General features: G+C 66.4%; 31 protein-coding genes and 6 pseudogenes. 24 read left to right on the top strand and 13 right to left on the bottom strand.

The features are described 5' to 3' along the window. Window positions 1-99: 99 nt before the first annotated feature. Window positions 100-261 carry a CGNR zinc finger domain-containing protein gene (locus GNX96_RS66180; protein WP_390624281.1) on the bottom strand — a complete coding sequence of 54 codons (162 nt, stop codon included), beginning with the start codon at window positions 259-261 and terminating at the stop codon, window positions 100-102. Between the two features lie 169 nt (window positions 262-430). Then, window positions 431-631 carry a hypothetical protein gene (locus GNX96_RS59055; protein ID WP_279582823.1) on the bottom strand — a complete coding sequence of 67 codons (201 nt, stop codon included), beginning with the start codon at window positions 629-631 and terminating at the stop codon, window positions 431-433. A 303-nt stretch (window positions 632-934) separates the two neighbouring features. Here GNX96_RS59055 and GNX96_RS40835 point away from each other — a divergent pair, with 303 nt between their 5' ends. The 5 genes and pseudogenes from GNX96_RS40835 to GNX96_RS40815 all read left to right on the top strand — a co-directional run bounded on the left by GNX96_RS40835 (window position 935) and on the right by GNX96_RS40815 (window position 3,420). Beyond that, window positions 935-1,408, top strand: a complete 474-nt coding sequence (locus GNX96_RS40835; RefSeq protein ID WP_279582822.1) for a DoxX family protein — start codon at window positions 935-937, stop codon at window positions 1,406-1,408. Then, window positions 1,402-2,196 (top strand): annotated as a pseudogene (locus GNX96_RS40830) (exodeoxyribonuclease III). Before GNX96_RS40835 ends, GNX96_RS40830 begins: the two are co-directional and overlap by 7 nt. Continuing rightward, window positions 2,193-2,606 carry a DUF3052 domain-containing protein gene (locus GNX96_RS40825; RefSeq protein ID WP_163572969.1) on the top strand — a complete coding sequence of 138 codons (414 nt, stop codon included), beginning with the start codon at window positions 2,193-2,195 and terminating at the stop codon, window positions 2,604-2,606. The pseudogene GNX96_RS40830 and the gene GNX96_RS40825 overlap by 4 nt, the downstream one beginning before the upstream one ends. 33 nt (window positions 2,607-2,639) lie before the next feature. Beyond that, window positions 2,640-3,002, top strand: coding sequence for a hypothetical protein (locus GNX96_RS40820; protein WP_163572968.1), 363 nt, complete (start codon window positions 2,640-2,642; stop codon window positions 3,000-3,002). Beyond that, entirely contained in the window at window positions 2,989-3,420 is a 432-nt protein-coding gene (locus GNX96_RS40815) for a hypothetical protein (RefSeq protein ID WP_163572967.1), read from the top strand. The genes GNX96_RS40820 and GNX96_RS40815 overlap by 14 nt, the downstream gene beginning before the upstream one ends. On the opposite strand, the gene GNX96_RS59050 is transcribed toward GNX96_RS40815, so the two are convergent. The 5 genes and pseudogenes from GNX96_RS59050 to GNX96_RS40795 all read right to left on the bottom strand — a co-directional run bounded on the left by GNX96_RS59050 (window position 3,417) and on the right by GNX96_RS40795 (window position 7,557). Next, window positions 3,417-3,770: a hypothetical protein gene (locus tag GNX96_RS59050; RefSeq protein WP_279582821.1), complete on the bottom strand. Its 354-nt coding sequence runs from the start codon at window positions 3,768-3,770 to the stop codon at window positions 3,417-3,419. The genes GNX96_RS40815 and GNX96_RS59050 overlap by 4 nt on opposite strands. Continuing rightward, window positions 3,683-4,681: a galactokinase gene (locus GNX96_RS40810; RefSeq protein ID WP_279582820.1), complete on the bottom strand. Its 999-nt coding sequence runs from the start codon at window positions 4,679-4,681 to the stop codon at window positions 3,683-3,685. The genes GNX96_RS59050 and GNX96_RS40810 overlap by 88 nt, the downstream gene beginning before the upstream one ends. Then, a pseudogene (galE, locus tag GNX96_RS40805) lies at window positions 4,678-5,659 on the bottom strand (UDP-glucose 4-epimerase GalE). The gene GNX96_RS40810 and the pseudogene galE overlap by 4 nt, the downstream one beginning before the upstream one ends. Continuing rightward, window positions 5,656-6,724, bottom strand: a pseudogene (gene galT, locus GNX96_RS40800) (galactose-1-phosphate uridylyltransferase). Before galT ends, galE begins: the two co-directional pseudogenes overlap by 4 nt. Before the next feature lie 17 nt (window positions 6,725-6,741). Then, window positions 6,742-7,557 carry a DeoR/GlpR family DNA-binding transcription regulator gene (locus tag GNX96_RS40795; RefSeq protein ID WP_279582819.1) on the bottom strand — a complete coding sequence of 272 codons (816 nt, stop codon included), beginning with the start codon at window positions 7,555-7,557 and terminating at the stop codon, window positions 6,742-6,744. 286 nt (window positions 7,558-7,843) lie between these two features. On the opposite strand from GNX96_RS40795, the gene GNX96_RS59045 reads away from it, so the two are divergent. From GNX96_RS59045 to GNX96_RS40745, 12 genes are all read left to right on the top strand, one after another. Then, complete coding sequence (locus GNX96_RS59045; RefSeq protein WP_279582818.1) at window positions 7,844-8,056, top strand: hypothetical protein; 213 nt, start codon at window positions 7,844-7,846, stop codon at window positions 8,054-8,056. Continuing rightward, a complete protein-coding gene (locus tag GNX96_RS40790) occupies window positions 8,040-9,140 on the top strand; it encodes an ABC transporter substrate-binding protein (RefSeq protein WP_279582817.1) in 1,101 nt (366 codons plus the stop codon). Before GNX96_RS59045 ends, GNX96_RS40790 begins: the two co-directional genes overlap by 17 nt. A gap of 10 nt (window positions 9,141-9,150) precedes the next feature. After that, window positions 9,151-10,104, top strand: coding sequence for a carbohydrate ABC transporter permease (locus tag GNX96_RS40785; RefSeq protein ID WP_279582816.1), 954 nt, complete (start codon window positions 9,151-9,153; stop codon window positions 10,102-10,104). Next, window positions 10,101-10,325, top strand: a complete 225-nt coding sequence (locus GNX96_RS59040; protein ID WP_279582815.1) for a hypothetical protein — start codon at window positions 10,101-10,103, stop codon at window positions 10,323-10,325. Before GNX96_RS40785 ends, GNX96_RS59040 begins: the two co-directional genes overlap by 4 nt. Before the next feature lie 2 nt (window positions 10,326-10,327). After that, window positions 10,328-11,029: a carbohydrate ABC transporter permease gene (locus GNX96_RS40780; RefSeq protein ID WP_279582831.1), complete on the top strand. Its 702-nt coding sequence runs from the start codon at window positions 10,328-10,330 to the stop codon at window positions 11,027-11,029. After that, entirely contained in the window at window positions 11,026-13,128 is a 2,103-nt protein-coding gene (locus GNX96_RS40775; protein ID WP_279582814.1) for an alpha-galactosidase, read from the top strand. Before GNX96_RS40780 ends, GNX96_RS40775 begins: the two co-directional genes overlap by 4 nt. A gap of 357 nt (window positions 13,129-13,485) precedes the next feature. Continuing rightward, entirely contained in the window at window positions 13,486-14,091 is a 606-nt protein-coding gene (locus GNX96_RS40770) for a hypothetical protein (protein ID WP_163572966.1), read from the top strand. Next, complete coding sequence (locus GNX96_RS40765) at window positions 14,079-14,288, top strand: hypothetical protein (protein WP_163572965.1); 210 nt, start codon at window positions 14,079-14,081, stop codon at window positions 14,286-14,288. The genes GNX96_RS40770 and GNX96_RS40765 overlap by 13 nt, the downstream gene beginning before the upstream one ends. Further along, window positions 14,254-14,484, top strand: coding sequence for a hypothetical protein (locus tag GNX96_RS40760; protein ID WP_163572964.1), 231 nt, complete (start codon window positions 14,254-14,256; stop codon window positions 14,482-14,484). The genes GNX96_RS40765 and GNX96_RS40760 overlap by 35 nt, the downstream gene beginning before the upstream one ends. A 69-nt stretch (window positions 14,485-14,553) precedes the next feature. Continuing rightward, the gene (locus GNX96_RS40755; RefSeq protein ID WP_163572963.1) at window positions 14,554-15,117 is read left to right on the top strand and encodes a M36 family metallopeptidase; all 564 of its coding nucleotides are present in this window, start codon (window positions 14,554-14,556) and stop codon (window positions 15,115-15,117) included. Then, window positions 15,027-15,947, top strand: coding sequence for a M36 family metallopeptidase (locus GNX96_RS40750; RefSeq protein WP_279582830.1), 921 nt, complete (start codon window positions 15,027-15,029; stop codon window positions 15,945-15,947). The genes GNX96_RS40755 and GNX96_RS40750 overlap by 91 nt, the downstream gene beginning before the upstream one ends. After that, window positions 15,944-16,294, top strand: a complete 351-nt coding sequence (locus tag GNX96_RS40745) for a hypothetical protein (protein ID WP_390624278.1) — start codon at window positions 15,944-15,946, stop codon at window positions 16,292-16,294. Before GNX96_RS40750 ends, GNX96_RS40745 begins: the two co-directional genes overlap by 4 nt. 18 nt (window positions 16,295-16,312) lie before the next feature. Here the strand turns inward: GNX96_RS40745 and GNX96_RS59035 are convergent, their stop codons facing one another. Together GNX96_RS59035 and GNX96_RS40740 are read right to left on the bottom strand one after the other, a co-directional pair. After that, complete coding sequence (locus GNX96_RS59035) at window positions 16,313-16,492, bottom strand: hypothetical protein (protein WP_279582813.1); 180 nt, start codon at window positions 16,490-16,492, stop codon at window positions 16,313-16,315. Then, window positions 16,489-16,884, bottom strand: coding sequence for a TetR/AcrR family transcriptional regulator (locus tag GNX96_RS40740; protein ID WP_279582812.1), 396 nt, complete (start codon window positions 16,882-16,884; stop codon window positions 16,489-16,491). Before GNX96_RS40740 ends, GNX96_RS59035 begins: the two co-directional genes overlap by 4 nt. Before the next feature lie 99 nt (window positions 16,885-16,983). Here GNX96_RS40740 and GNX96_RS40735 point away from each other — a divergent pair, with 99 nt between their 5' ends. The 7 genes and pseudogenes from GNX96_RS40735 to GNX96_RS40705 all read left to right on the top strand — a co-directional run bounded on the left by GNX96_RS40735 (window position 16,984) and on the right by GNX96_RS40705 (window position 20,648). Then, window positions 16,984-17,553, top strand: a complete 570-nt coding sequence (locus GNX96_RS40735; protein ID WP_163572961.1) for a quinone oxidoreductase family protein — start codon at window positions 16,984-16,986, stop codon at window positions 17,551-17,553. Next, the gene (locus GNX96_RS40730; RefSeq protein ID WP_279582811.1) at window positions 17,526-17,939 is read left to right on the top strand and encodes a zinc-binding dehydrogenase; all 414 of its coding nucleotides are present in this window, start codon (window positions 17,526-17,528) and stop codon (window positions 17,937-17,939) included. Before GNX96_RS40735 ends, GNX96_RS40730 begins: the two co-directional genes overlap by 28 nt. 121 nt (window positions 17,940-18,060) lie before the next feature. After that, window positions 18,061-19,089: pseudogene (gene trpS / locus GNX96_RS40725) on the top strand (tryptophan--tRNA ligase). Next, complete coding sequence (locus tag GNX96_RS40720) at window positions 19,086-19,613, top strand: 2'-5' RNA ligase family protein (protein WP_163572959.1); 528 nt, start codon at window positions 19,086-19,088, stop codon at window positions 19,611-19,613. Before trpS ends, GNX96_RS40720 begins: the two are co-directional and overlap by 4 nt. Window positions 19,614-19,673: 60 nt before the next feature. Beyond that, complete coding sequence (locus tag GNX96_RS40715) at window positions 19,674-20,129, top strand: YhjD/YihY/BrkB family envelope integrity protein (protein ID WP_163572958.1); 456 nt, start codon at window positions 19,674-19,676, stop codon at window positions 20,127-20,129. Further along, window positions 20,051-20,266 (top strand): annotated as a pseudogene (locus tag GNX96_RS66175) (inner membrane protein YhjD); the annotation flags it as partial. The gene GNX96_RS40715 and the pseudogene GNX96_RS66175, both read left to right, overlap by 79 nt. Before the next feature lie 70 nt (window positions 20,267-20,336). Next, window positions 20,337-20,648 carry a YhjD/YihY/BrkB family envelope integrity protein gene (locus tag GNX96_RS40705; protein WP_313885914.1) on the top strand — a complete coding sequence of 104 codons (312 nt, stop codon included), beginning with the start codon at window positions 20,337-20,339 and terminating at the stop codon, window positions 20,646-20,648. On the opposite strand, the gene GNX96_RS40700 is transcribed toward GNX96_RS40705, so the two are convergent. The 4 genes and pseudogenes from GNX96_RS40700 to GNX96_RS40690 form a co-directional block, all read right to left on the bottom strand. Then, complete coding sequence (locus GNX96_RS40700; protein WP_279582810.1) at window positions 20,608-21,531, bottom strand: D-alanyl-D-alanine carboxypeptidase family protein; 924 nt, start codon at window positions 21,529-21,531, stop codon at window positions 20,608-20,610. The genes GNX96_RS40705 and GNX96_RS40700 overlap by 41 nt on opposite strands. After that, window positions 21,440-22,177, bottom strand: coding sequence for a hypothetical protein (locus GNX96_RS59030; protein ID WP_279582809.1), 738 nt, complete (start codon window positions 22,175-22,177; stop codon window positions 21,440-21,442). Before GNX96_RS59030 ends, GNX96_RS40700 begins: the two co-directional genes overlap by 92 nt. 52 nt (window positions 22,178-22,229) lie before the next feature. Beyond that, window positions 22,230-22,457: pseudogene (locus tag GNX96_RS66170) on the bottom strand (hypothetical protein); the annotation flags it as partial. Then, a complete protein-coding gene (locus GNX96_RS40690) occupies window positions 22,454-23,044 on the bottom strand; it encodes a D-alanyl-D-alanine carboxypeptidase family protein (protein WP_279582808.1) in 591 nt (196 codons plus the stop codon). The pseudogene GNX96_RS66170 and the gene GNX96_RS40690, both read right to left, overlap by 4 nt. Window positions 23,045-23,103: the final 59 nt, after the last annotated feature.

The following is a 23,103-nucleotide window of genomic DNA, read 5'->3' as shown; positions in this document are numbered from 1 at the left end:
GCCGTCCGGCGACCTCGCTGACTGGACTCGGCCGGCCAGCGAGGTCGCCGCGGCTCCCGCCACCGGGTTCGCGCGCCGCCCGCGTAGAGGGCCTAAGCCTCAGCTGGATGCGCGTCGGCGGTGGTTGGCCACGCGTACGCGAGTGGCGCATTTCGATGAGCAGAACCTGCGCGGTCCACCGTTGCCGGCGTTGACGTACGGGCGTTCGCAATCCGGTGCCGCACACTGTCCGCCGGGCGGAGTTTGGTGCTGAGCAAGCAAAGTAGCCAACGCCCAGGCCGATGACGTGAGCAGCCACCGCCCCCACGGCCCGTCGTCCTCGGCGTCGATGTGGAGATGCCAGCCGGTGTTGTCATGGGCGGTCAAGCGCGGCGGACCGGCGTACGCGTGGAACAGCTCGTTGAGTCGCTCGGCGGCTGCGGCGGTGGAATCAGCGCGAAAAAAAAACGGTCGCGAGCGCTTGTGCAGCTAACCGCAGTTGCGCCAGATCGGCGTTGGTCAGCTCGATGATGGGCCCGGGTTCGCCGTGCGCGGTCAACACCGCGACCACTTCGGTGGGAGTCGGTGTGCCGCGGAACAGGTCCACGCGACGCTTGCACGCGCAGGTCTTCACTACGGCGGCGAGCCTCAAGACCGGCGCGTTCGCCTTGGGGGCGGTGCTGGGCGGCTGGCTGGCCGGCGCTGGACTCGGCGCGGCCCTCGGGTTGGCAGCAGGCTGCCAGCTACTCGCGGTGATCGTGGCGTCCGTCCTAACGTGGAGTGGTCCGTCAGGCGAAACGCCAGGCCGGCCTCTGACAATAAGTAGCGGTGCGTCCACAATCGGCCACAGTTGAACGCTCTTCTCCGCGTTGCCGTGTCTGCCGTATGACGCCGAATATGGGCAACGTACGAGCACATGGGAGTAAAGATGACAAGTATTACCAAAGATAATCAATTGGTCACCGATCGGCCGACCGCGCAGGAGGCCAGCACCGCACGGTCGGTCGGCCTGCTGGTCCTGCGGCTGATGGTCGGGGTGGTGCTGGTCGTTCACGGCATTCCCAAGCTCGCCAACCCGGCCGCCTTCATTCATGAGGTCGCCGGCCTCGGCGTGCCGATCCCGGTGGTCTGCGGCAGCCTGCAGATTGCGGGTGAGGTCGGGCTCGGCCTCGCGTTGCTGATCGGGCTGATGAGTCGTACGGCCGGCGTACTCGTCGCGGTCATGATGGGCCTGACCTGGGTGATCGTGCACGTGCCGCAGGGGCTGCTCGGCAAGACCGGCATTTCCGGCGAGAGCGCCGTGCTGCTGGGGGCCTTGCCGGTGTCGCGATCGCGCTGCTCGGCGGCGGTGCGTACGGCGCGGACACCCTGCTGGCGAAGCTGCGCAAAGCGCGCTGACGGCCTGCCGGTAGCGTTTCCTGTGTGCTAGTCGCTACCGCGAACGTGAACGGCATTCGGGCCGCGTGCCGCAAGGGATTTGACCAGTGGCTGGTCGACCGCAAGCTCGACGTGGTCTGCCTGCAGGAAGTGCGGGGGCGCAGGACGCCGAGATCCCGACCGAGATTCGGGGCGGTTGGCATATCGCGCACGCCGAGGCGGCGGCGAAGGGCCGCAACGGCGTGGCGGTGTTCAGCCGAGTGGAGCCCACCGACGTACGCTCCGGCATCGGCTCCAAGGAGTTCGACCCGCAGGGGCGGTATATCGAAGTCGACCTGCCCGGGCTGATCGTCGCCAGCCTCTATATGCCCAAAGGTGAGGCGGAAACCGACAAACAGGTGGCCAAGGCGCGGTTCATGAAACCGTTCCTGCCCTACTTGCGGGCGCTGGCCCGGCGGGCCGCTGAGCAGGACCGGGACGTGATCGTGGCCGGCGACTGGAACATCGCGCACCGCGAGGCCGACCTGAAGAACTGGCGCGCCAACCGAGTCAACTCCGGTTTCCTGCCGGAGGAGCGGGCCTGGCTGGACAAGTTGTACGGGCCGCGCTCGGCCTATGTCGATGTCGTACGAGCCGTCCATCCCGACACCGAAGGCCCCGTACAGCTGGTGGTCATATCGCGGTCGGGCGTACGACAACAACGTCGGCTGGCGGATCGACCACCTCGCGGTCACCCGCCGACTCGCCGCGAAGGCCCGGACGGCGCAGGTCGACCGGGCGGCGACCTGGGACACCCGGTTCAGCGACCATTCGCCGGTCCTGGTCGACTTCGACGTATGACCGGCTATTCCGGTACGCCGTTGGCCAGGAAACTCGGCGTGAAACCGGGCCATGTGCTCGCTCTCATCGACGCGCCCGCCGGATGGGCGGTGCCCGACCTGCCGGGCGGCGTCGACGTACGAACCGGCGGTGATGGCCCGGCGGACGTCCTCATCATTCTGTTCGTGGACCGCCTCGCCGACCTCGATCTCACCGCGCCCGGCCGGCGGATCTTCCCGGCCGGCATGGTGTGGGTGGCCTGGCCGCGCCGGGCCGGCGGCCACACCAGCGACATCACCGACAACGACGTACGCGGCCACGCCCTTTCGCTCGGCCTGGTCGACGTGAAGGTGGCCGCGCTGGACACCGACTGGTCCGGCCTGAAGGTGGTCTGGCGCAAGGAAAACCGTGGCGAAAAGCCGCCGGCCTGAGGGAGTAGATTGGCCGGGAACAGGGGAGGGTCGATGACTCCGGCAGTGACGACGGTGGTTGTCGCGGTGGCGTTCGCGATGGCCGCGTGGAGCCTGGTGCTGGCCGCCCGCAACAAGTTGCCCGGCCGGCTGACCCTCGGTGGCCTCGCGGTCGTCGAATTGGCACTGCTCGTCCAACTCGCGGTCGCGATCGTGCTGTTGGCCCAGGGACATCAGGTCCCGCAGTTCTGGACTTTCCTCGGCTATCTGGTGGCCTCGCTGATCGTGGTCCCGGTCGGTGCGGTCTGGGCGCTGTCCGAACGTACCCGTTGGAGCAGTGTCGTGCTCGCCGTCGCCTGCGTGGTCGTACCGATCCTGGTATTGCGGCTCAACCAAATCTGGGGTGGCAGTGCCTGAAACCCGCGAGCGCCGCGCCACTCGATCCGGATTCGGCCGCGTACTGGTCGCTGTCTACGGCATTTTCGCGCTGTCCGCCAGCGCTCGCGCCGGAGTCCAGATCGCCACCAAGTTTTCCGAGGCACCACTGGCTTTTTCGCTTTCCGCCCTGGCCGCCGTTATCTATATCGTCGCCACCGTTTCGCTTGCGTTGGACGGTGACGTCTGGCGGCGCCTCGCTTTCGCCGCCTGCGGTACGGAGTTTGTCGGCGTTCTCGTGATTGGGACGTACAGCCTGCTGGACCGGGTCGCCTTCCCGGAGGCCACGGTTTGGTCGGATTACGGTCAGGGGTACGGATACGTGCCCGCCGTACTGCCGCTGGTGGGGCTGTTTTGGCTCTATTACACGAGGATGCGCGTTCGTAACGTCAAAAGCTAGTGGCGGCAGTTGGGGGCTGGATTTTCGTCGAGTGCGGGACTTTGTCCCACTCTCGACGTCGAGTGTGGGGTTTTGTCCCGCAGTCGACGTCCGGCCTTCAGGAAAGGCGCAACTGAGTGGCGCCGGCTGACGGAACGGCGGGTAAACCAGTCAGGCGCCCGAAAACCGGCGGCGGCGAAAGCGGCCTCGACAGCCTCGGCCGTGCTGGCGGCCTGATCGACGTCCGTCAGCGCGATAATGCATCCGCCGAAACCTCCGCCGGTCATTCGCGACCCGTAGGCCCCAGCCGCGAGGGCCGCTTCGACGGCGGTATCGACTTGCGGAACGGTGATCTCGAAATCGTCACGCATCGAAGCGTGGGAAGCGGTGAGCAAGGGACCGGCTTCGCGGACCGAGCCGGCGCGCAGCAGCAGGCGACCGTCTCCTGCACCCGGGCGTTTTCGCTGACGACGTGGCGGACGCGGCGGCGGACCACGTCGTCGTCGATTTTGGCCAGGGCGTCGGGAAGATCGGTGACCGCGATGTCCCGCAGGGCTGGCACGCCGAGGATTTCGGCGCCGCGTTCGCAGGATTGGCGACGTTTGGCGTATTCGCCGTCGGCGTGGCTGTGTTTGGTGTTGGTGTTGAGGATGAGCAGGGCGAGGCCGGCGCCGGTCAGGTCGAGAGGGATCTGCTCGGTTTCCAGCGTACGGCAGTCCAGGAAAAGTGCGTGGCCAGCCGTGCACAGCAGCGAAGCGGCCTGGTCCATCAGGCCGGTGGCGGCGCCGACATAGAGGTTTTCCGTGCGCTGTACCAGTTTCGCCGCGTCCATGCCGGGAATGTCGAAGCCGCCGAGGCCGGCGAGTGCGGTCAGGGTGGCGCATTCCAGTGCATGAGATGACGAAAGACCGGAGCCCAGCGGGACGTTGGAGGAGACCATCAGATCGGCGGGCGGGACCTGGTGGCCGGCTTCCACCAGCGCCCAGACGACACCGGCCACGTACCCGGCCCAGCCCTTGATCTTGCCAGGGACCAAGTCGTCCCGTCCGAAGTGGACGGTCTCGGCAGTGAGGTCGGAGCGTACGGTCCACTGTGGACCTTCAGCGTGCGCGGCGGCTACCACCGTCCGCTCGGGGAGCGCGAATGGCAGCACGAAACCGTCGTTGTAGTCGGTGTGCTCGCCGATCAGATTGACCCGGCCGGGGGACGCCCAGAGACCTTCGGGCGCTCGGCCGTATGTGTCGAAGAAGAGTTCTTCAGCGGTTCCCTCGGGCAGCGTCACGACTGGCTCCCGGAGTTCAGGAAATCCCAGGCGTCGCTGACCATGTCCTGGAGCGAGGCTTTCGCGGGTGTCCAGCCAAGCTCGGCTTTGGCCGCATCGGAGGAGGCGACCAACTCGGCCGGATCGCCGGCTCGCCGGTCCTTTTCGATCACTGGCAGCGGCTTGCCGGTGACTTTTTCCACCACCGCAAGAACTTCCCTTATGCTGAAACCGGTGCCGTTGCCGAGGTTGAAGACCTTGTGTTCGCCTGGCGTCAGATTGTCCAGTGCCAGCAGGTGCGCCCGGGCCAGATCCTCGACGTGGATGTAGTCGCGAATGGTGGTGCCGTCCGGAGTGGGATAGTCGGTACCGAAAATCGCGAACTCGGGTCGCCGGCCGGCCGCGGCTTCCAGGGCGAGCGGGATCAAATGGGTTTCCGGGGTGTGCCGCTCGCCCATCACCGTGGTGCCGCGCCGGTATGCGCCAACGACGTTGAAATACCGCAGGCTGGTGGCCGCGATGCCGAGCGCGGCCACCTCGCCGGCCAGCATGAAGTCGACGGCCAGCTTGTTCTCACCGTACGGGCTGGTCGGCGCGACGACCGTCGCGGATTCCAGGATCGGCACCTGCGTCGGGTTGCCGTAAACCGCGGCGGAGGACGAGAAAAACAATCTTCCGTACGCCCGCGGCGCGCATCGCGACCAGCAGCGACAGCGATCCGCCGGTGTTCACATGCCAATAGAGGCCAGGCTTTTGTACGCTCTCGCCGGCCGCGATCAGGCCAGCGAAATGCAGCACGGCGTCGAAACCGGAATCCGGTGTCAAAACCGTTGCGACCTGTGAGATGTCGCACCGGATGAATTCCACCCCGGCTGGCACGCCGGAGGCGTCCGAAGTCGACAGGTCGTCGATGGCGACCACGGAATGCCCCGCATCGACCAGCATCGCCGACACGATCGAGCCGATATAGCCGGCACCGCCGGTGACCAGGATCTTCACTGTGCTGTGGCCTCTCTGAGCAGCGCCGCGGACCGCTCCGGTGGAATGTCGTTGATGAAAACTCCCATGCCCGACTCGGATCCGGCCAGGTATTTCAGCTTTCCGGCTTCTCGCCGGATCGAGAAGAGCTGCAAATGCAGGTAGGCCAGGTCCCGGTCGACTCGGGCCGGAGCCTGGTGCCAGGCTGAGATATACGGCATGGGAGTGTCGAAAAGGGCGTCGAAGCGCCGCAACACATCCAGGTAGATCGGGCCGAAACTGTCCCGCTCGGCGTCCGAGAGTTCGGGAATGCCAGGCACCTGCCGATGCGGGTAGAGATGCACCTCAAACGGCCACCGCGCGAAAGCCGGTACGAAGGCTGTCAGTGCTCGTTGCTGGCCACGATCCGCTCGCCGATCCGCTGTTCGTCCGCCAGCACCCGGGCGAAGAGGTTTTCGCCGGTACGGTCGCGATGCCGGTGCGCCGAGTCGAGCATTCGGCGGGTTCGTGGGGTGACGAACGGGTACGCGTAGATCTGACCGTGCGGGTGATCCAACGTGACGCCGATTTCCTCGCCACGGTTCTCGAAGCAGAAAACCTGCTCGACGAAAGGCAAAGCGTTCAGCGTCTCGGTCCGGTCGGCCCAGACATCCACCACCGTACGCACGCGTTCGGGCGTGAGTTGAGAAAAGGACGAGTCGTGGTCGGAGGTGAAGCAGACCACCTCGCAGCGGCCGGCGCCGGGCCGCCGGGTGACCACCGTGCCGTCGTCCGACGGCACCGGCTCGTCCGCCCCGCCGGTGGTGAAAAAGGGAAAACGGTTCTCGAAAACCACCACGTCGTACGCTGGCGACGGAATTTCGGTCAGCCTGTCCTTTGTGGACGGATCCAGCGGACATTCCGAGGTCGGCGGCAGGAAAGTACGACTCTGTCGGTGCGAGGCAATCGCCACCCATTCGGCCAGCAACGGGTCGTACCGTACTTGCGAAAGGGTGTGCGCGCTGGCGGCAGCTCGCGAGAGTCGTAAAGCTCTCGGACGGCGTCGTCGGTCTCGTCGAAATAGATGATTTCGCGACCGTCCGCCAACCGCGCGGGTGTTTTCTTCACTGCTGCAGGTCCTCCGCTGCGCCAGTTGCTGGCACGATAATGAGTTCTCCTACTTCACCGGACAGCGTTTCGGCCGCTTCCGGGGACAGTCCGTCGTCGGTGATGAGCACATCGGCGTGCGAAAGTGGCGCCATCGAGCTGATGCCGACCGTCTCCCATTTGCTGTGGTCGGCGAGGACGACCAGCCGCCGGCCGGCCGCGATCAGGGCGCGGTGGGTGTCCGCCTCGGTGATGTTCGGAGTGGTGAAACCGGCCTGGTTGTCCATGCCATGCACGCCCAGGAAAACCAGGTCCAGGTGGACTGACTGCAGGGCCGCGTTGGCGAACGGCCCGACCAAGGCGTCCGACGGCGTACGCATGCCACCGGTCAGCACCACGGTCTGGTCAGCCCGTCCCATGGTGTGTAGTGCGTCGGCGACCGGGATCGAGTTGGTCACGATGGTGAGCCCCGGGACACCGCACAGGTGCCGGGCGAGCGCCCACGTGGTCGTACCGGCGCTGATGCCGACAGCGCTGCCGGGCGTGACGAACCGGGCCGCGCGGGCCGCGATCGCCTCCTTCTCCAGCCGCTGCCGGGAGGACTTCACCGCGAAGCCAGGCTCGTCGGTGCTGCGTTCGGTGATCGCGGTCGCGCCGCCGTGCACCTTGTCCAGCAGCCCGCGGTCGGCCAGTACGGACAGGTCGCGGCGGACGGTCATGTCCGAGACATGGAGCATCTCGACCAGCGCGCTGACGGTCGCGCCGCCGTTGCGGCGGACTTCCTCGAGGATCAGCTGTGACGCTGGCGGGCGAGCACCCGTCCAGGCTCGCACAGCCGCTCAACGCGAGTCAACATTAATCAACATGTTCTCACGTTGTAGAGAATCAAGGGCGAACCGATTCGTACCCTTTCAGAGGGGAAAGTAATGTTGACTCCGTCACTTTGCTGACTTGTTGTGGACGAATCGACAGCTTTTTCCCGTGTTTTGTCTGGAGTCTTGACACCGCCTAGTCTCCGGGGTGCAAGATTGGCGAATTCTGGTCGGCTTCGTGCGAACGTGTTGGAAGACAGCTGCTGGAGCTGATCGGTTGGATCAGCGTTCGGTCACAGGAGGAACCATGTCCCTGCAGGAACACCTCGGCGGCGCGCCGGTCAGCCGGCGGTCGCTGCTGGCTGGCGGTCTCGGTCTCGGCGGCGCGCGCGGCGGTCGGCGGCCTCGCCGGCTGCGGCGGCGGCTCCGGATCGGCCAGCCAGACGATCACCGTCGGATCCAGCGCCTCGGACGCGGTGCCGAAAAAGGCCACCGCTGGGATCATGAAGGCCTTCAGTGACAAGAACGGCGCGACCGTCAAGATCAACACGGTCGACCACAACACGTTCCAGGAGCAGATCAACAATTACCTGCAGGGCCGCCCGGACGACGTGATCACCTGGTTCGCCGGCTACCGGATGCGGTTCTTCGCCAAGAAGGGCCTGCTCGGCGACATCTCCGACGTCTGGACGCAGGTGGGCAGCCAGTTCAGCTCGGCCATGAAGAAGGCGTCCACCGGCGAGGACGGCAAGCAGTATTTCATTCCGCTGGACAACTACGCGTGGGCGGTCTTCTACCGGAAGAGCGTCTTCCAGCAGCACGGGTACGAGGTGCCCAAAACCTGGGATCAGTACGTCGCGCTGTCCGCGAAAATGCAGAAAGACAACCTGCCAGTGGCGTTCGCCGACCAGGACGGCTGGCCGGCGTTCGGCACCTTCGACTACCTCAACATGCGCGTCAACGGCTACGACTTCCACGTCAGCCTGATGGCTGGAAAAGAGGCGTGGGACTCCCCGAAGGTGGCGAAGGTTTTCGACACCTGGAAGCAAATCCTGCCGTACTACCAGACCGGGGCACTCGGCCGTACGTGGCAGGAGGGCGCGCAGGGACTGCTGCAGAAGAAGACCGGGATGTATTTGCTCGGCGGCTTCGTTTCGCAGCAGTTCACCAACAAAGAAGATCTGGACGACCTGGACTTCTTCCCCTTCCCGGAAATTGACTCCACTGTTGGGACGGACGCGGTGGAGGCGCCGATCGACGGCTACATGATGGCGAAGCGGCCGAAGAACGAGGCCGGCGCCAAGAAACTCCTGACGTACCTGAGCAGCGCCGCCGCCGAGGAGGGCTACCTGAAAGTGGACCCGAGCAACATCGCGGTCAACAACGGCGCCTCCAGCGCCGGCTACAACGCGCTGCAGAAGAAGCAGCAGGTGCTGATCGCGCAGGCGAAGTCGATCTCGCAGTTCCTGGACCGGGACGCGGACCCGACTTTCGCCTCCACGGTGGCCATCCCGAGTTTCCAGGACTTCCTGAAGAACCCGAACAACATCGCCTCGACCCTGAAGAAGATGGAAGCACAGAAGAAGTCCATCTACAGCGAATAAAGGATCACAGGTGGCAACATCTACCGCCGCGGCGGACGCTCCGGCTGGTGCTGGACCGACCCGCCGGACGGCACGCCGCAAGGTTCGGCGCTGGAGTCGGCGCGACACGCTCGTCGTCAGCCTCATGTTGGGCATTCCCACTCTGCTCAACATCCTGTTCGTCTGGCTGCCGGCGTTCACCTCGGTGGGGCTTTCGCTGACGTCGTGGGACGGCATCGGCCTGGACCAGATCAAATGGGTCGGGCTGCGGAACTACCAGGAGATCTTCACGATCTACCCGCCGTTCTGGCCGGCGCTGGAACACAACGTGATCTGGCTGCTTTTCTTCGTGCTGATCCCGACCCCGTTCGGGCTGTTTCTGGCGGTGCTGCTGGACCGGCAGATCAAGGGCAGCCGGATCTACCAGGGCGCGATCTACCTGCCGGTGGTGCTGTCGCTCGCGATCGTCGGTTTCATCTGGCAGCTGGTCTATTCCAACGACCAGGGCCTGATCAACGAGCTGCTCAAGGATGTCGGGCTGAATCCGGTCAACTGGCTCGGTGACTCGCACGTCAACCTGTGGGCGGTGCTGGTCGCGGCCAGTTGGCGGCACGTCGGCTACATGATGATTCTTTACCTGGCCGGCCTGAAAGGCGTTGACCCGTCGCTGAAAGAGGCCGCCGCGATCGATGGCGCGAGCGAGCGGCAGACGTTCTTCCGGGTGGTTTTCCCGTCACTGCGGCCGGTGAACATCGTCGTCATCGTCATCACCGTGATCGAGTCGTTGCGGGCATTCGACCTCGTCTACATCATCAACGGTGGTTTCAACGGCCTGGAGCTGCTTTCCGCCCTGGTCACCCAGAACATCATCGGCGAGGCCAGCCGGATCGGCTACGGTTCGGCGATCGCGGTGATCATGATGCTGATCTCCACGGTCTTCATCATCATTTACATCACCCGGATCTTCAAAGAGGAGCCGCAGTGAGCGCGACAACGGCCACCGCGACGCGTAAGACCGGAAAAGCCGCCGGCCCGGTGAGCCGGCAGCGCAAGCCGATCCGGCCGGCCCGGATCGCCCTGCACGCCTTCCTGATCCTGGTGACGGTGTCGTTTCTTTTCCCGTTGTTGCTGGCGCGTTCTACACGTCTTTCCGTACCCAGAACGACACCGCCCTGCACGGCTATTTCTCGCTGCCCGATGCGTTGACGGTGCAGAACTATGTCAACGCCTTCACCCAGGGCAACATGCCGCTGTATTTCGGCAACACCATCCTGGTGACGGTGCCGTCGATCATCCTGATCCTCGCGCTGTCGTCGATGGTGGCCTTCGGGCTGGCCCGATTCCGACTGCCTGGCCGCAAAGCGCTGCTGGTGATGTTCGTGGCCGGCAACCTGCTGCCGCCGCAGATCATGTTGACGCCGCTCTATCGGCTCTACAACCTGATCCCGCTGCCGGACTTTATGAGTGACTCCCAGGTGCTTTACGACTCGTACTGGGGAATCATCGCGATCCATGTGGCATTCCAGATCGGTTTCTGTACGTTCGTGTTGACGAACTACATGGAAGTCCTGCCCAAGGAACTCACCGAGTCGGCACTGGTGGACGGCGCCGGCGCGTGGAAGCAGTACACGTCGATTATTCTGCCGCTTTGCCGGCCGCCGCTGGCGGCCCTCGCGACGCTGGAATTCACCTGGATCTACAACGATTTCCTGTGGGCGCTGGTGTTGATGAGTACGGGTGACAAGCGACCGATCACGTCCGCCCTGAACAACCTCAAGGGCGAGTTCTTCACCGACAACAACCTGCTGGCGGCCGGCTCGCTGATCATCGCGCTGCCGACCATGATCGTGTATTTCGCGCTGCAGAAGCAGTTCATCAGCGGACTCACCCTGGGAGCCAACAAAGGATGACCGGAGCCGCCGGATGGCATCATCTCACCGCCGGCGGCGTCAGCCTGCTGGTGGAAGCCGTTGCGGGAGCGAGCCCGCGGGTGCTCTGGTGGGGCGCCGAGCTGGGCTCGACGGACCTCGCCGCGGTGGCGCTGGCCGCTGGTGCGGCCGGCCCGCACGGTGGGGTAGTCGCGAGTTCGGCCGCGCTGCTCTTTCCGAACTACGCCGAGGGAGACGCCTCCCGCCCAGCGCTTGCCGGCCACCGCGGCGGCGTGGATTTCTCGCCATTGCCTAAATGCGTGACCGTCGATTCGTCGGAATCCGCGCTCGCCATCACGTCCGCTGACGAGTCGGCAGCGCTTTCGGTGCGTACGGACGTGGAAATCAGCGAGTCCGGGCTGCTGCGACTCCGGCATGCGGTGACCAACACCGGCGACTCCGACTATGTCCTGGACGGCGTAGCCGCCGCGTTGCCGATTCCCGGCGAAGCCGCCGAGGTGCTGGACTTCACCGGCCGATGGAGCCGCGAGCGCAGCCCCCAGCGCCGGCCGATGACGATTGGTGCGGTCGTAAGGGACAGCCGGCGCGGCCGTACCGGCCATGACGCCACCACGCTGATGTGTGCCGGCGAGCCAGGCTTTGGCTTCCGGCATGGTCAAGTGTGGGCCGTGCATGTGGCGTGGAGCGGAAACCACAGCACGTACGCGGAAAGGACGCCGTCCGGGCTCGGGCGGCTCGGCGGCGGCGAATTGCTGCTGTCCGGCGAGGTCATCCTCGCGGCCGGTGCGGAATATGTCTCTCCGTGGCTTTTCGCGGTCTATTCCGGCGCTGGCCTGGACGGGGTCAGCGCCAGTTTCCATCGCTGGCTGCGGGCTCGTACGAACCACCCGAAGTCGCCGCGACCGATCGTGCTGAACACCTGGGAAGCCGTCTATTTCCAGCACGATCTGGAAAAGCTCTGCCGGCTCGCGGACGCGGCCGCTGAGGTTGGCGTCGAACGGTTCGTCCTCGATGACGGCTGGTTCGGCAGCAGGCGGGACGACACGTCCGGTCTCGGCGACTGGTACGTCTCCGCGCAGGTTTGGCCGGAGGGTCTTTCACCGCTGATCGACTATGTTCGCGGTCTGGGAATGCAGTTCGGGCTGTGGGTGGAACCGGAAATGATCAATCCGGATTCCGAGCTGGCCCGCGCACATCCCGACTGGATCATGTCGACCGGCGGTCGGCTGCCGGCCGAAGTCCGGCATCAGCAGGTCCTGGACATCGGGAATCCGGCCGCGTACGCGTACATTTTCGAGCGACTGGACGCGCTCCTCACCGAATATCCGATTTCTTTTGTGAAATGGGACCACAACCGGGACCTGGTCGACGCCGGCCAGTCCGGTGCCGAGCCGCACAACCGGGCTGGGGTTCATCGACAGACACTGGCGATTTACCGGCTGCTGGATGAACTGCGTGCCAAGCACCCGGGAGTCGAAGTGGAGAGCTGCTCATCTGGTGGCGCTCGGATAGACCTGGAGATTTTGCAGCGTACGGACCGGGTGTGGACCAGTGACTGTAACGACGCTTTGGAAAGGCAGGCAATCCAGCGCTGGACAGGATTGTTGTTGCCGCCGGAGCTGATGGGCGCGCACGTCGGCCCGACCGAGTCACACACCACCGGTCGGGTGCACTCGTTGTCCTTTCGTGCGGTGGCCGCGACTTTTGGCCACTCCGGAATGGAATGGGACATTGCCTCGATCACCGCGCAGGAGCGTGCGCGGCTGCGCACCTGGGTGTCTTTTGTGAAGGATCACCGAGATTTGCTGCACAGCGGCGATGTGGTACGCGCCGACTACCCGGATCCGGCCGGCTGGGTGCACGGCGTGGTCGCGACCGATCGATCCTGCGCCCTGTTCGCGTACGTCCAGATGGCGTCGACGGCTTTCGAGCGGCCACTGCCCGTACAGTTGCCTGGCCTGGACCCGGACCGGTGCTATCTCGTCCGCCCGGTCTATCCGGCCGGCCCAACCCGCCGACGTCAACCGGACCGGACCGGCTTGGATGGCGGCCGGCGAGATCGCGCTCTCCGGCCGCGCTCTCGCCACCGTTGGCCTGGCTCTGCCGATCCTGCGCCCTGAGCAGGCGCTACTCCTTGAGGTCAGTCCGCGGTAGTCCGCAAAGAGGAATGCCGAAGGTGCACACTTTCGGCGCCTGAATAGGCGCCCGAAACGGCATTCCGACGGACGGCAGGTCGATGCGACTCTGCTGCGGCGACACGCGCGGGCCCGTGGCTGGCTCGTGTTCCCCCCCCCCTCCAGGAGAGCCGATGAGTCCTGTCCATCGACAACGCCGACGCCTTGCGGTGGTCGGCGCGTGCTCGGTTGTGGTTTTGGTTGCCGCGGCGCAAAGCACGGTCCAGGCCGCGTCCGCCGCGGCGCCGCCTCGGCCGGCGAGGCCACCGGTGGCGGCCGGTCAGCTGACCTCTTACGACGTACGTGACGGCGGCAGTCAGGCCCAGACCCGAGGCGCTCGCGCAGCGCCAACTCGCGCTGCGGGCCGCCCCCGCGGTCCGAGAACTTTCCCAGCAACTGGGCCCACAGAGCATCGTCGACCTGGACCCGCTGACCGGCACCCCCCGCGGCAGATCGCCCGGCTGGACGGCATGCTCACCGGCCCGAGTCGGGCCGCCGCCAAGGACGTCGCGCGCTCGCTATGTCCGCGACCACTCGGCGGTCTTCACACCTTTCGCGGCGGACCTGCGGAACCTCGCCGTGGCACGAGACTACGTTGACATTACTGGCATTCATCACCTGTCCTTCGTTCAGCGAGCGGGCGGTCTGGACCTGTTTGGCAACGGACTCAAGGCCAACGTCAGCAAGGACGGCCGGCTGATCAACCTGACCGGTTCGCCACTGCCCGCGCTGACCGCGCCAGCGGCTGGCCCGGCGATCAGCGCGGACCAGGCGATTCAGGCCGCGAAACGGGACACCGCTGAGAAGAACGTCGTTCGCGGTCCAGCGGACACCTCTCGACACCGGTACTGTTCCGTACGCCCGGCGGCACCCGTCGCGCGTACGAGACGGTCACCATGTCGGCGGTGAATCCGACGCTGGACGTGGTCGACGCGCAGAACGGCCGGGTGCTCTACCGGCAGCCGTTGTCCAGTGACTACGCCAATTCCGCGGGTTCGCCAGTGAGCGGCGGACCGGAGAAGATGCCGGCCGCGCAGCCCGCCCGCTGCCGCTACCCAGTACGGCGATGTGGTGACCTATTATCCAGGCGCGCCGCACGGCGGTGACCTGCACACGGTGAGCCTCAACCAGAACGGCTGGCTGCCCAAGGGATCGGCCGTACTGTTCGGAAACAACGCGCACGCGTACGCGGATCTCAATGACAACGCCCAAGCCGACTCCAACGAGGAGGTCGGGCCGACCGGCCAGCAGGGCTACCGTTTTTTCGTTGGTGCGTACGCACCCGGCGGGCGAGCCGTGTGACACCAACGTCTGCACCTGGGATCCGTCGACGGCCTATATTCGTGGCAGAACAACGTCGGCCACGACACCGTGCAGGCGTTTTATTTCGCCAATGTCTGGCACGACCACCTGCAGGACGCGCCGATTGGTTTCACCGAGGCGGCCGGGAATTTCCAGCAGGTCAACAGCAGCGGGCAGGGCATCGGCGGCGACCCGATGCACACCCAGGCGCTGGATGGCGCGTCGGTGGCGAACGGTCTTCCGGACGCGAACCGCATCGACAACGCCCGGATCGCTACCCCGCCGGACGGTCAGTCCGCGATTATTCAGATGTACCTTTATCACCTGCCTGGCGCGGCATACCCGTCCGGAGATCCGTTCCTCGCGGTGGATTCGACGAACGAGGCCGACAGCACGTACCACGAATACACGAACGCCCTTCCGCAGCGACTTCTGGTCGATGCGAACAACGCTCCGGTGCTGAATTCGTGGCAGGGGCGGGCATGCAGGTCGGCTGGAGCTACTGGTATCCGGCCGACTATGAGGTCAGTCACGGCGACCAGATCGACACCCCGGCGCCTGGGGAACTCAAGGATGGCGCGTACGAAACCGCCGGCGGAACCTTCGTCCACGAGGGCTACGACTGCCCGGTAGGCACCGCCGAGGCAGCTTGCCCCGGCACCGTACGCACCGGCCCTGGCGGCTTCACCTACGGCCAGATCTCCAAGGTCAGCACGACTCCCAATCCGCACGGCGGCGGCGAGTTCTGGGCGCAGACGCTGTGGGATCTGCGTACCGCGCTGGGCAGCACTCTGGCCGAGTCGCTGGTGACCCGAGCGATGGAGTTGTCCCCGGCGTTTCCGTCCATGGTGGACATGCGCAACTCGATCCTGCAGGCCGACCAGGCGATTTACGGCGGCCGGCAAGTGGCTGCCCTATGGCGGCTGTTCGCGGCCCGCGGGCTGGGGTTCTTCGCCGCCAGCGACGGCGGCGATGACCAGAACCCGGTGCAGAGCTTCGCCGTGCCACCGGCGCCCGGCTCGCCGATCGCGACGTTGACCGGCAAGGTGACTGACCCCGGCAACACTGCGCTGGCCGGCGTAACGGTGGGGATCGCTGGCCATGACTCCGGTTTCCCGGGCGACTACGCGGCGACCACCGACGCGAGCGGCACGTACACGATCAGCGGCATTTTCGCTGGTACGTACCCGTACGTGTCAGCCAGCGAAGCCGGTTTCACCCGGCAGGTCCGCTCGACGGTCGCGCTCGGCTCGGGTACGACGACATTGGACTGGCAAGTGGCCCGGACTGGGCCGCCGCGTCCGGCGGCGGCAGCGTCGCCTCCTTCACCGGCGGCGACTACACCCAGGACGAGTGCGGTCCGCAGAACATCATCGACCAGAGCCAGCACAGCGGCTGGGGCAGCGACGCCGACCTCGCCGCGGACGGTACGCCGAGCGCCGCGACCGCGAAGAACGTGGTGATCAAGCTGCCGAGCGCGGTCAATGTCACGCAGCTGGCCATCGACCCGTCGAACAGTTGCAGTGACGACGATCCGACCTCGGCGACCGGCGGCTATCGGGTAGAGACCTCCGCTGACGGCATCACTTGGCAGCAGGCGGCGGCGGGTACGTTCACGCCGGCGGACCTCGGCAAGTTGGTGCCGCTCGTACCAGCCGGCACCACCGGGCAGGGCGTGAGCTACGTACGGTTCTGGATGCTCAGCACGCAGGCCGTCACGCAGAAGCTGGGCTGCCCGAGCACCGCGTACACCGGGTGCCTATATATGGACTCCGGTGAAGTGGAGGTCTTCGGCACTCCGACCAGCTGACTTGTCCGCTGGGCCCGGTCACGGGTCCAGCGGCCTCAGCAACGCGGTGGCCAGGTCGTGCAGCGACCTGGCAAACCGCGGTGACGTGCCGTTGCGATGCAGGTGGGCCACCAGGTCGCTGCTCAGCGAGCGGAGCAGGATGTGCGCCTGCAGTTCGGCGTCCAGATCGGGACGGGCCTGCGCGATCAGGGCCGTCACGTGACGATGCCAGGCCTGTAGACCGGCTGGTCGTCATGGTTGCCGGCGACGGCCGCGCGCTCGTGCGCGGCGATCAGGCCGAGATTGTTGGTGATCAGCTCCAAAGTGCCGTCGAGGAACGCGAGCAGTCGCTCGGTGGGCTCCGCGCCAGGGCCAAGCGGCGGCGGGCCGGACGTGAACGCCGTCTGTAGAGCCTCCGCACGCTGGACCATAAGTGCGCGCATCAAGCCGTACCGATCACCGAACCGGCGGAACACGGTCCCTTTGCCGACCCCGGCCTTCGCGGCCACACGGTCTATAGAGACCTCTTCGGGTGGGAAGTTGCTCAGCAGCTCTTCGGTGGCTCGCAGGATCGCGGCCCGGTTGCGCGCCGCGTCCGCCCGCTCGGCCACTCTTTACTCCTCAACGCTAGACGGACCAGCGGTCCGGATAGTAGCCTCTCGAATAATCGGACTGTCGGTCCGATTAAACGTACATCGAGGAGAAGACTAGTGAGAGCGATTGTGATGCGGCGGACCGGTGGTCCGGAAGTGCTGCGGCTGGAGGACGTACCAGTGCCGGTTCCGGCCGCCGGGGAGGTGCTGGTCAAGACGGAGGCGATAGGCGCCAGCTACCCAGAGACGCTGCTAAGGTCCGGCGCGTTTCCGGTGCCGGGTGGCCTGCCTGCGGTGGCCGGGATAGAGGCGGCTGGCACGGTGGCGGCGGTTGGCGATGGAGTTGACGCGGGGATGATCGGCCGGCGGGTTGTCCTTATGGACACCTGCGGCGGCGCGTACGCGGAGTTCTGTGCCTCGCCGCTGTCGGCGATCACCGAGATCCCGGACGGTTTGTCGGCGGTGGACGCGGTGGCGGTTGGCGGCATGGCGGCGACCGCGCTGGCCGTCCTGCAGGACGCGGAACTGGCCGGCGGCGAGACGGTCCTGATCGAGTCGGCGGCCGGGCAGGTCGGTGGCTACCTCGCGCAGCTGGCTCGGCGTGCCGGTGCTGGTCGCATCATCGGCACCGCCGGGAGTCCGCGAAGCTCGAGTTGGCTTTGGAGCGCGGCTTCGACGAGGTGGTGAACCACCGCGAGGAAGGCTGGCAGGAGAAGCTGCCTCGCGGTATCGACGTCGTTTTCGAATCCATCGGCGGTGACTCGGCGGGGCGGTTGCTGGACGCCATGACAGCGGGCACCGGCCGGATGATGTCGTACGGGCTGTTGAGCGGCGACTGGGCCCGGATCGAGGCTTTCGAGCTTGATGCCCGCGGGCTGCGGTTGGTCGACTGCGCCCGCCGCGACGGGTGGCTCCAGCGGGTCGAGGCCGCTCGTACGACCGTGCTCGACCTGGCCGTACGCGGTGAGTTGCGACCCTTGATCGACAGTCACCTGCCGCTCGCCGAGGCGGCCACCGCTCATCGGCGCTTCGAGGACCGTCTCGCCGCCGGCAAGATCATCCTCACTCCCTGATTCGGACAAAGGGTGTGTACGGAGGGTGACGGTGCGGGGCTGGCGGACACGGACCGTACGGACGTCTGGCAAGGGTGGGGAAGGCGTCCGGCCCGGTGCGGCAGCCTGACAGAATGCGGCTATGGCCGACTCCCGTCCACGTGTCTTCTCCGGCATCCAGCCGACCGCCGACTCGTTCCACCTCGGCAACTACCTGGGTGCGGTGCGTAACTGGGTTGCGATGCAGGAGTCGCACGACTGCGTCTACTGCGTGGTGGACCTGCACGCGATCACGGCCGGGCATGACCCGGAGGTGCTCCGTAGGCGTACGCGCGTGTCGGCGGCCCAACTACTGGCGGTCGGGATCGACCCGAAGACGTCCGTGCTGTTCGTCCAGTCGCAGGTGCCCGAGCACGCGCAGGGCGCGTGGATCCTGTCCTGCATCACCGGCTTCGGCGAGGCCAGCCGGATGACACAGTTCAAGGACAAGTCGAGCAAGGGCGGTGAGTCGCAGTCGTCAGTGGGCCTCTTCACGTACCCGATCCTGCAGGCCGCCGACATCCTGCTCTACGACACGGACGCCGTGCGTGGGCGAGGACCAGCGCCAGCATCTGGAGCTGTCCCGCGACCTCGCGCAGCGCTTCAACAGCCGGTTCGGCGAGACGTTCGTGGTGCCCAAGCCGCACATCGTGACGGACACCGCGAAAATCACCGACCTGCAGGACCCGACCGCCAAGATGAGCAAGTCCGCGTCCAGCCCGAACGGCATCATCGACCTGCTGGAGGACCCCAAGCGGTCGGCGAAGAAGATCCGGTCGGCGGTGACCGACTCCGACGCCGAAGTGCGCTACGACGTGGAGAAGAAACCGGGCGTCAGCAACCTTTTGCGCATTTACGCCGCCCTTTCGGGTCGTACGATTGCCGATCTTGAAGACAGCTATGCCGGCCGCGGCTACGGTGACTTCAAGAAAGACCTGGCAGAGGTGGTGGTCGAGGTGTTGACACCGATTCAGGACCGGACCGCGGCCTATCTCGACGACCCGGCCGAGCTGGACCGGGTGCTGGCCGCCGGCGCGGAGTCCGCGCGCGGGCGATCGCCGGACCGGTGCTGGCGCGCGCCTATGACCGGATCGGTTTCCTGCCGGCCGCCGGCGAAGGCCAGGGCCGGTGACGCAGGCTGCCGCTGTCCGTACGATCGGCGTCGCGATCAGCATCCCGGAGCCCTGGGGTGCGCTGCTGGACGCCCATCGAGCCGCTTCCGGCGACCCGCTCGCGCCCAGCGTGCCGGCGCACGTGACCCTGCTGCCACCGACCGAGATCCCGGAGGCTCAGGTCGAGGAAGTGCGGGCGCACCTGCGCTCGGTCGCCGCCGAGCACAGCCCGTTCGAGCTGCACCTGCGGGGCAGCGGGACGTTCCGGCCGGTCACCTCGGTGGTTTTCGTCGGGGTGGCTCGCGGGATCAGCGAGTGCGAGCTGCTGGAGTCCGCGATCCGCGGCGGCCCGCTGCGCCGCGACCTGCACTTCCCGTACCACCCGCACGTCACGGTCGCGCACGACGTGGATGAGGCGTCGCTGGATCGGGTGTACGAGAAGCTGGCTGACTTCGACGCTCGTTTTCGGGTCGGTGGCTTCACGCTCTACACCCACGGCACTGACGGCCAGTGGCGGCCGGAGGAGAATTTCCCGTTCGCCTAAACGTCCCCGAAATGCGGTGGCCCGTTCTTCGGGCCACCCTGGAAGGGGGAGGGATGCCCGATGGCGGACAGCCAGAGTCTGGCCGAAAAAGGGGCCGAGGTCGTGCAGGGCGCGCAGCGCCGGCTGGATCGGCTGCGCGAGCGTTTTGGCTGGCTGGACCACATCATCAAGGCCGGCGCGCTGTTTGGTGAGGTGACTGCGGGAAGACTCGCGGCGGCTTGCACGTACTATGGCTTCCTCGCAATTTTTCCGTTGCTGTTGCTCGCTTTTTCCGTTCTCGGGTACGTGTTCGCCGGCCACCCGGAAATCACCCAGCAGGTCGAGACCACGCTGCACCAAAACCTGCCGTTCATCAGCGTGCAGGACATCGTCAAGGCTCGTGGCGCGGCCGGGGATCATTGGCCTGGTCGGGTTTTTCTTTCGCGGGCCTGGGCTGGGTGGACGCCACTCGGTCCGCGATCCGGGCGATCTGGAAGCGCCCGGAGGCGCCGGGGAATTTCGTTGTCCGCAAGCTGATCGACGCCGGCATCCTGGTTGGCCTCGGGGTGATTCTGGCGCTCTCCTTCGTCGTCTCCGGCGTGCTTTCCGGTGGAACCCGGCTGATTCTGCAGTTCCTCGGCCTCGCGGACTCCGGCGGCGGCTCGTTTTTCCTGCAGGCAGTGGGTGTGGTGCTGAGTCTCGCGGTCAACGTGATCTTCTTCATCGCGCTGATGTCCGTCCGGACTGCCGCGGCTGAAGATCCCGTTCAAGGTCGTGCTCCTGCCGGCGCTGCTGTCGGCCGCTGGGTTCACTTTGCTGCGTACGCTCGGGGTCCTCTACATTTCCCGCACGCAGGCCAATCCGGCCTACCAGGCGGTCGCCGTCTCGGTCGGCATCCTGCTTTTTCTCTTCTATCTCAACCAACTGATGTTCTTCTCGTCCGCGCTCACCGCGACGGACCGGCGGATCAGGGCCGACGAGGTCGACCCGTACGACACCGAGGAAGAAGTCGAGGCTAACGACTCCGAGCCGACGCCCGTCGCCACCAGAAAATAGCCCCGGCGACCAGTACCGCGGCCATGGCCAGCAGCGAAACGACCAGTGTGGTGGGGAAATTCGACGATGACACTGGGGTGGCTTGCGCCGCCGCCGGCGGCGCGCTGGGGCTTGGGGTGGGCGCCGGTGACACCAGAGTGCCGACTCCCGTCGTACTTTCGTGGCTGAAGCCCCAGTCCAGCAGCCGCGCCCCTTGTTCCCACATCGGCACCGGTCTTTGTTCGCCATTCATCAAGGTCACCACCAGTCGGTGGCCGCCGCGCTGGGCGACGCCGACGAACGTGTGCCGGGCAACATCGGTGTAGCCGGTTTTCCCACCCAGCGCACCGGAATAGCCGCGGAGCAGCTTGTTGTCGTTCTGGATTTGGTAGCCAGGATACGTTTTTGGCTTGTGGCCTGGCAAAGTGATGGTTTCGGTCGGGATCTGCGCGGTCTTGGTGCCGTCCAGTGCGGCGAACCTGGGCAGGTTGAAGTCGGCCCGGGCAAACATCGCCAGGTCGTACGCGGACGAGAACTGGCCGTTGGCGTCCAGACCGTGCGGGGTCTTCGCGGTGGTGTCGAGAGCGCCGATTTTCTGGGCGTTGTCATTCATCGCGGCGATCGTCGCGGGCACTCCGCCGGCGCCGCCACCCAGCCGCGCGAGCATCATCGCGGCATCGTTGCCAGAAACCAAAAGCAAGCCAAGAAGGACGGTGTGCAGGTCGTACTTGCCGCCGGCCACGATCCCGACCGCGCTGCTGCCCGGCTCGATGTCGGTGTCCTGCGAAGTGGCCGTCACGATTTCCTTGTCGTCACCGAGTTTTGGCAGCACGGTAAGCATTGTCAGCAGTTTGATGCAGCTCGCCGGAGGGTGGCGTACGTGCGGGGCGCAGGCCGCCAGCACCGCGCCGGTGTCCAGATCGGCGACAATCCACGAAGAAGCGGAAAGTCCGGCGGGTGCAGTGCTGCCCGGCGGCATCGCGAGGCCGGTCGACAGTTGGTCGCCGCCAACGGTCGAGTCCGGCCGGGCCGGTGGGACGGGCGCTGGCGGGTGCTTGGCGATCGGCGGTGATGCGGGCGCGATGGGGCATGGCGCCGGTGCTGGCGCGGCGGCCGCCGGCGCTACCGGCACCACCACCGTCAGCGCCGCCGCCAGGAGGGCAGCCGCGAAGGTGACGAGACGGGAGCGTACGAGCATCAACGCTCGCGAGTTGGTCGGCTGTTCCTGCGGCGCTTTTTTTGGGGCGGCGGCGGCCGGGCAGCAGTGCGATGCCGGCAAGGCCGACCGCGCCGAGCGAGAATCCGCTCTGCACGCTGACATTCGAGCCCGGCGGCGGAGTTTTCGTTGGCCGGCCAGGCGTTGTTTGGGCGTTGGCGTGTTGTTGGATGGTGTTGGCCTTGGCTGCGTTGGCGGCGGCCCGGGCCTGCTGCGCCTGCGCCACATCGGCCGGTGCCGGGACGAGGCTGCCCACCGCGCCAGCGGAGGCGGACAGTCCAAAGCCCCAATTCAGCAGGGCGGCGGCGTCCGCGCCGGCCGGGTGGGTCGTCATTCAGCATCGTGACGATGAGCGTACGCCCGCCACGCTGTGCGGCGGCCGCGAACGTGTGCCCGGCCGGTGTCGTCCACCCGTTTTTTTTCGCGCCGATCTCACCGGAAAAGCCGAGGTGCCAGAGCTCGTTCTGGCTTTCCAACGGCCGACTCGGGCCACCTACTGGACCGAACGAGAATGTCGTGCTGGAGAAGTACTGCAGAAAGCGCGGGTCGGCCAGTCCGGCTCGCAGGACCAGCGCCATGTCGTACGCGGAGACCGCCTGGCCGGGGGTGTTCAGGCCGTTCGGGGTGAGGGCGTTGATGTCGTACGCGCCGAGGGAGGCCGCGGTCGCGCGTTCATCAGCTGCAGCGTCTTCGCGCGGCTGCCGGTCGCCTCCGCCAGCACATTGGCCACGTCGTTGCCGGAGCGCATCAGCAGCGCGTGCAGGAGTGCGTCAACGGTGTAGCTGCGGCCGGGCGTCAGGCCTACGCAGGTGCACTCGACGTTGAGGTCGGCGGCGTTGACGACGACCTGCTTGTCCAGCGGCACATTTCGTACGATCGTCAGCGTCAGCAGGGTCTTGAGGATGCTGGCCGGCTCGTTCCGCCAGTGCGGTTGCTTGGCGGCGAGCACGTTGCCGGTGGTGGCGTCGGCGACGACGTACGCGGAGGCGTCCATCGCCGGCGGCGGGGCCGAGTTCGAGGCGTGCACCTCGCCGGTCGTACCCATCAGCGACCCGCCGATCGGTCCGGTCCTGATGTCCGCGGTGGCCGCCCCTGGCCACGGAATCGCCGCGCCGATCGCGCAGCACAGCGCCGCCACCAGAACGACCGCCCGCCGACGGGAGATCGCGGGCATCGGAGTAGTCAGCGGGCTCACGGGCATCGGCAGCCACGCTAGTCACACGAACCCCGTAGGTCTCGCAGGCGCGCGGAACTAGCCCA

The sequence above is a fragment of the Fodinicola feengrottensis genome (assembly GCF_010993775.1).
Classification (GTDB): domain Bacteria; phylum Actinomycetota; class Actinomycetes; order Mycobacteriales; family HKI-0501; genus Fodinicola; species Fodinicola feengrottensis.
The sequence above is the reverse complement of the archived record's forward strand: the minus strand, read 5'-3'. Positions and strand labels throughout refer to the sequence as shown.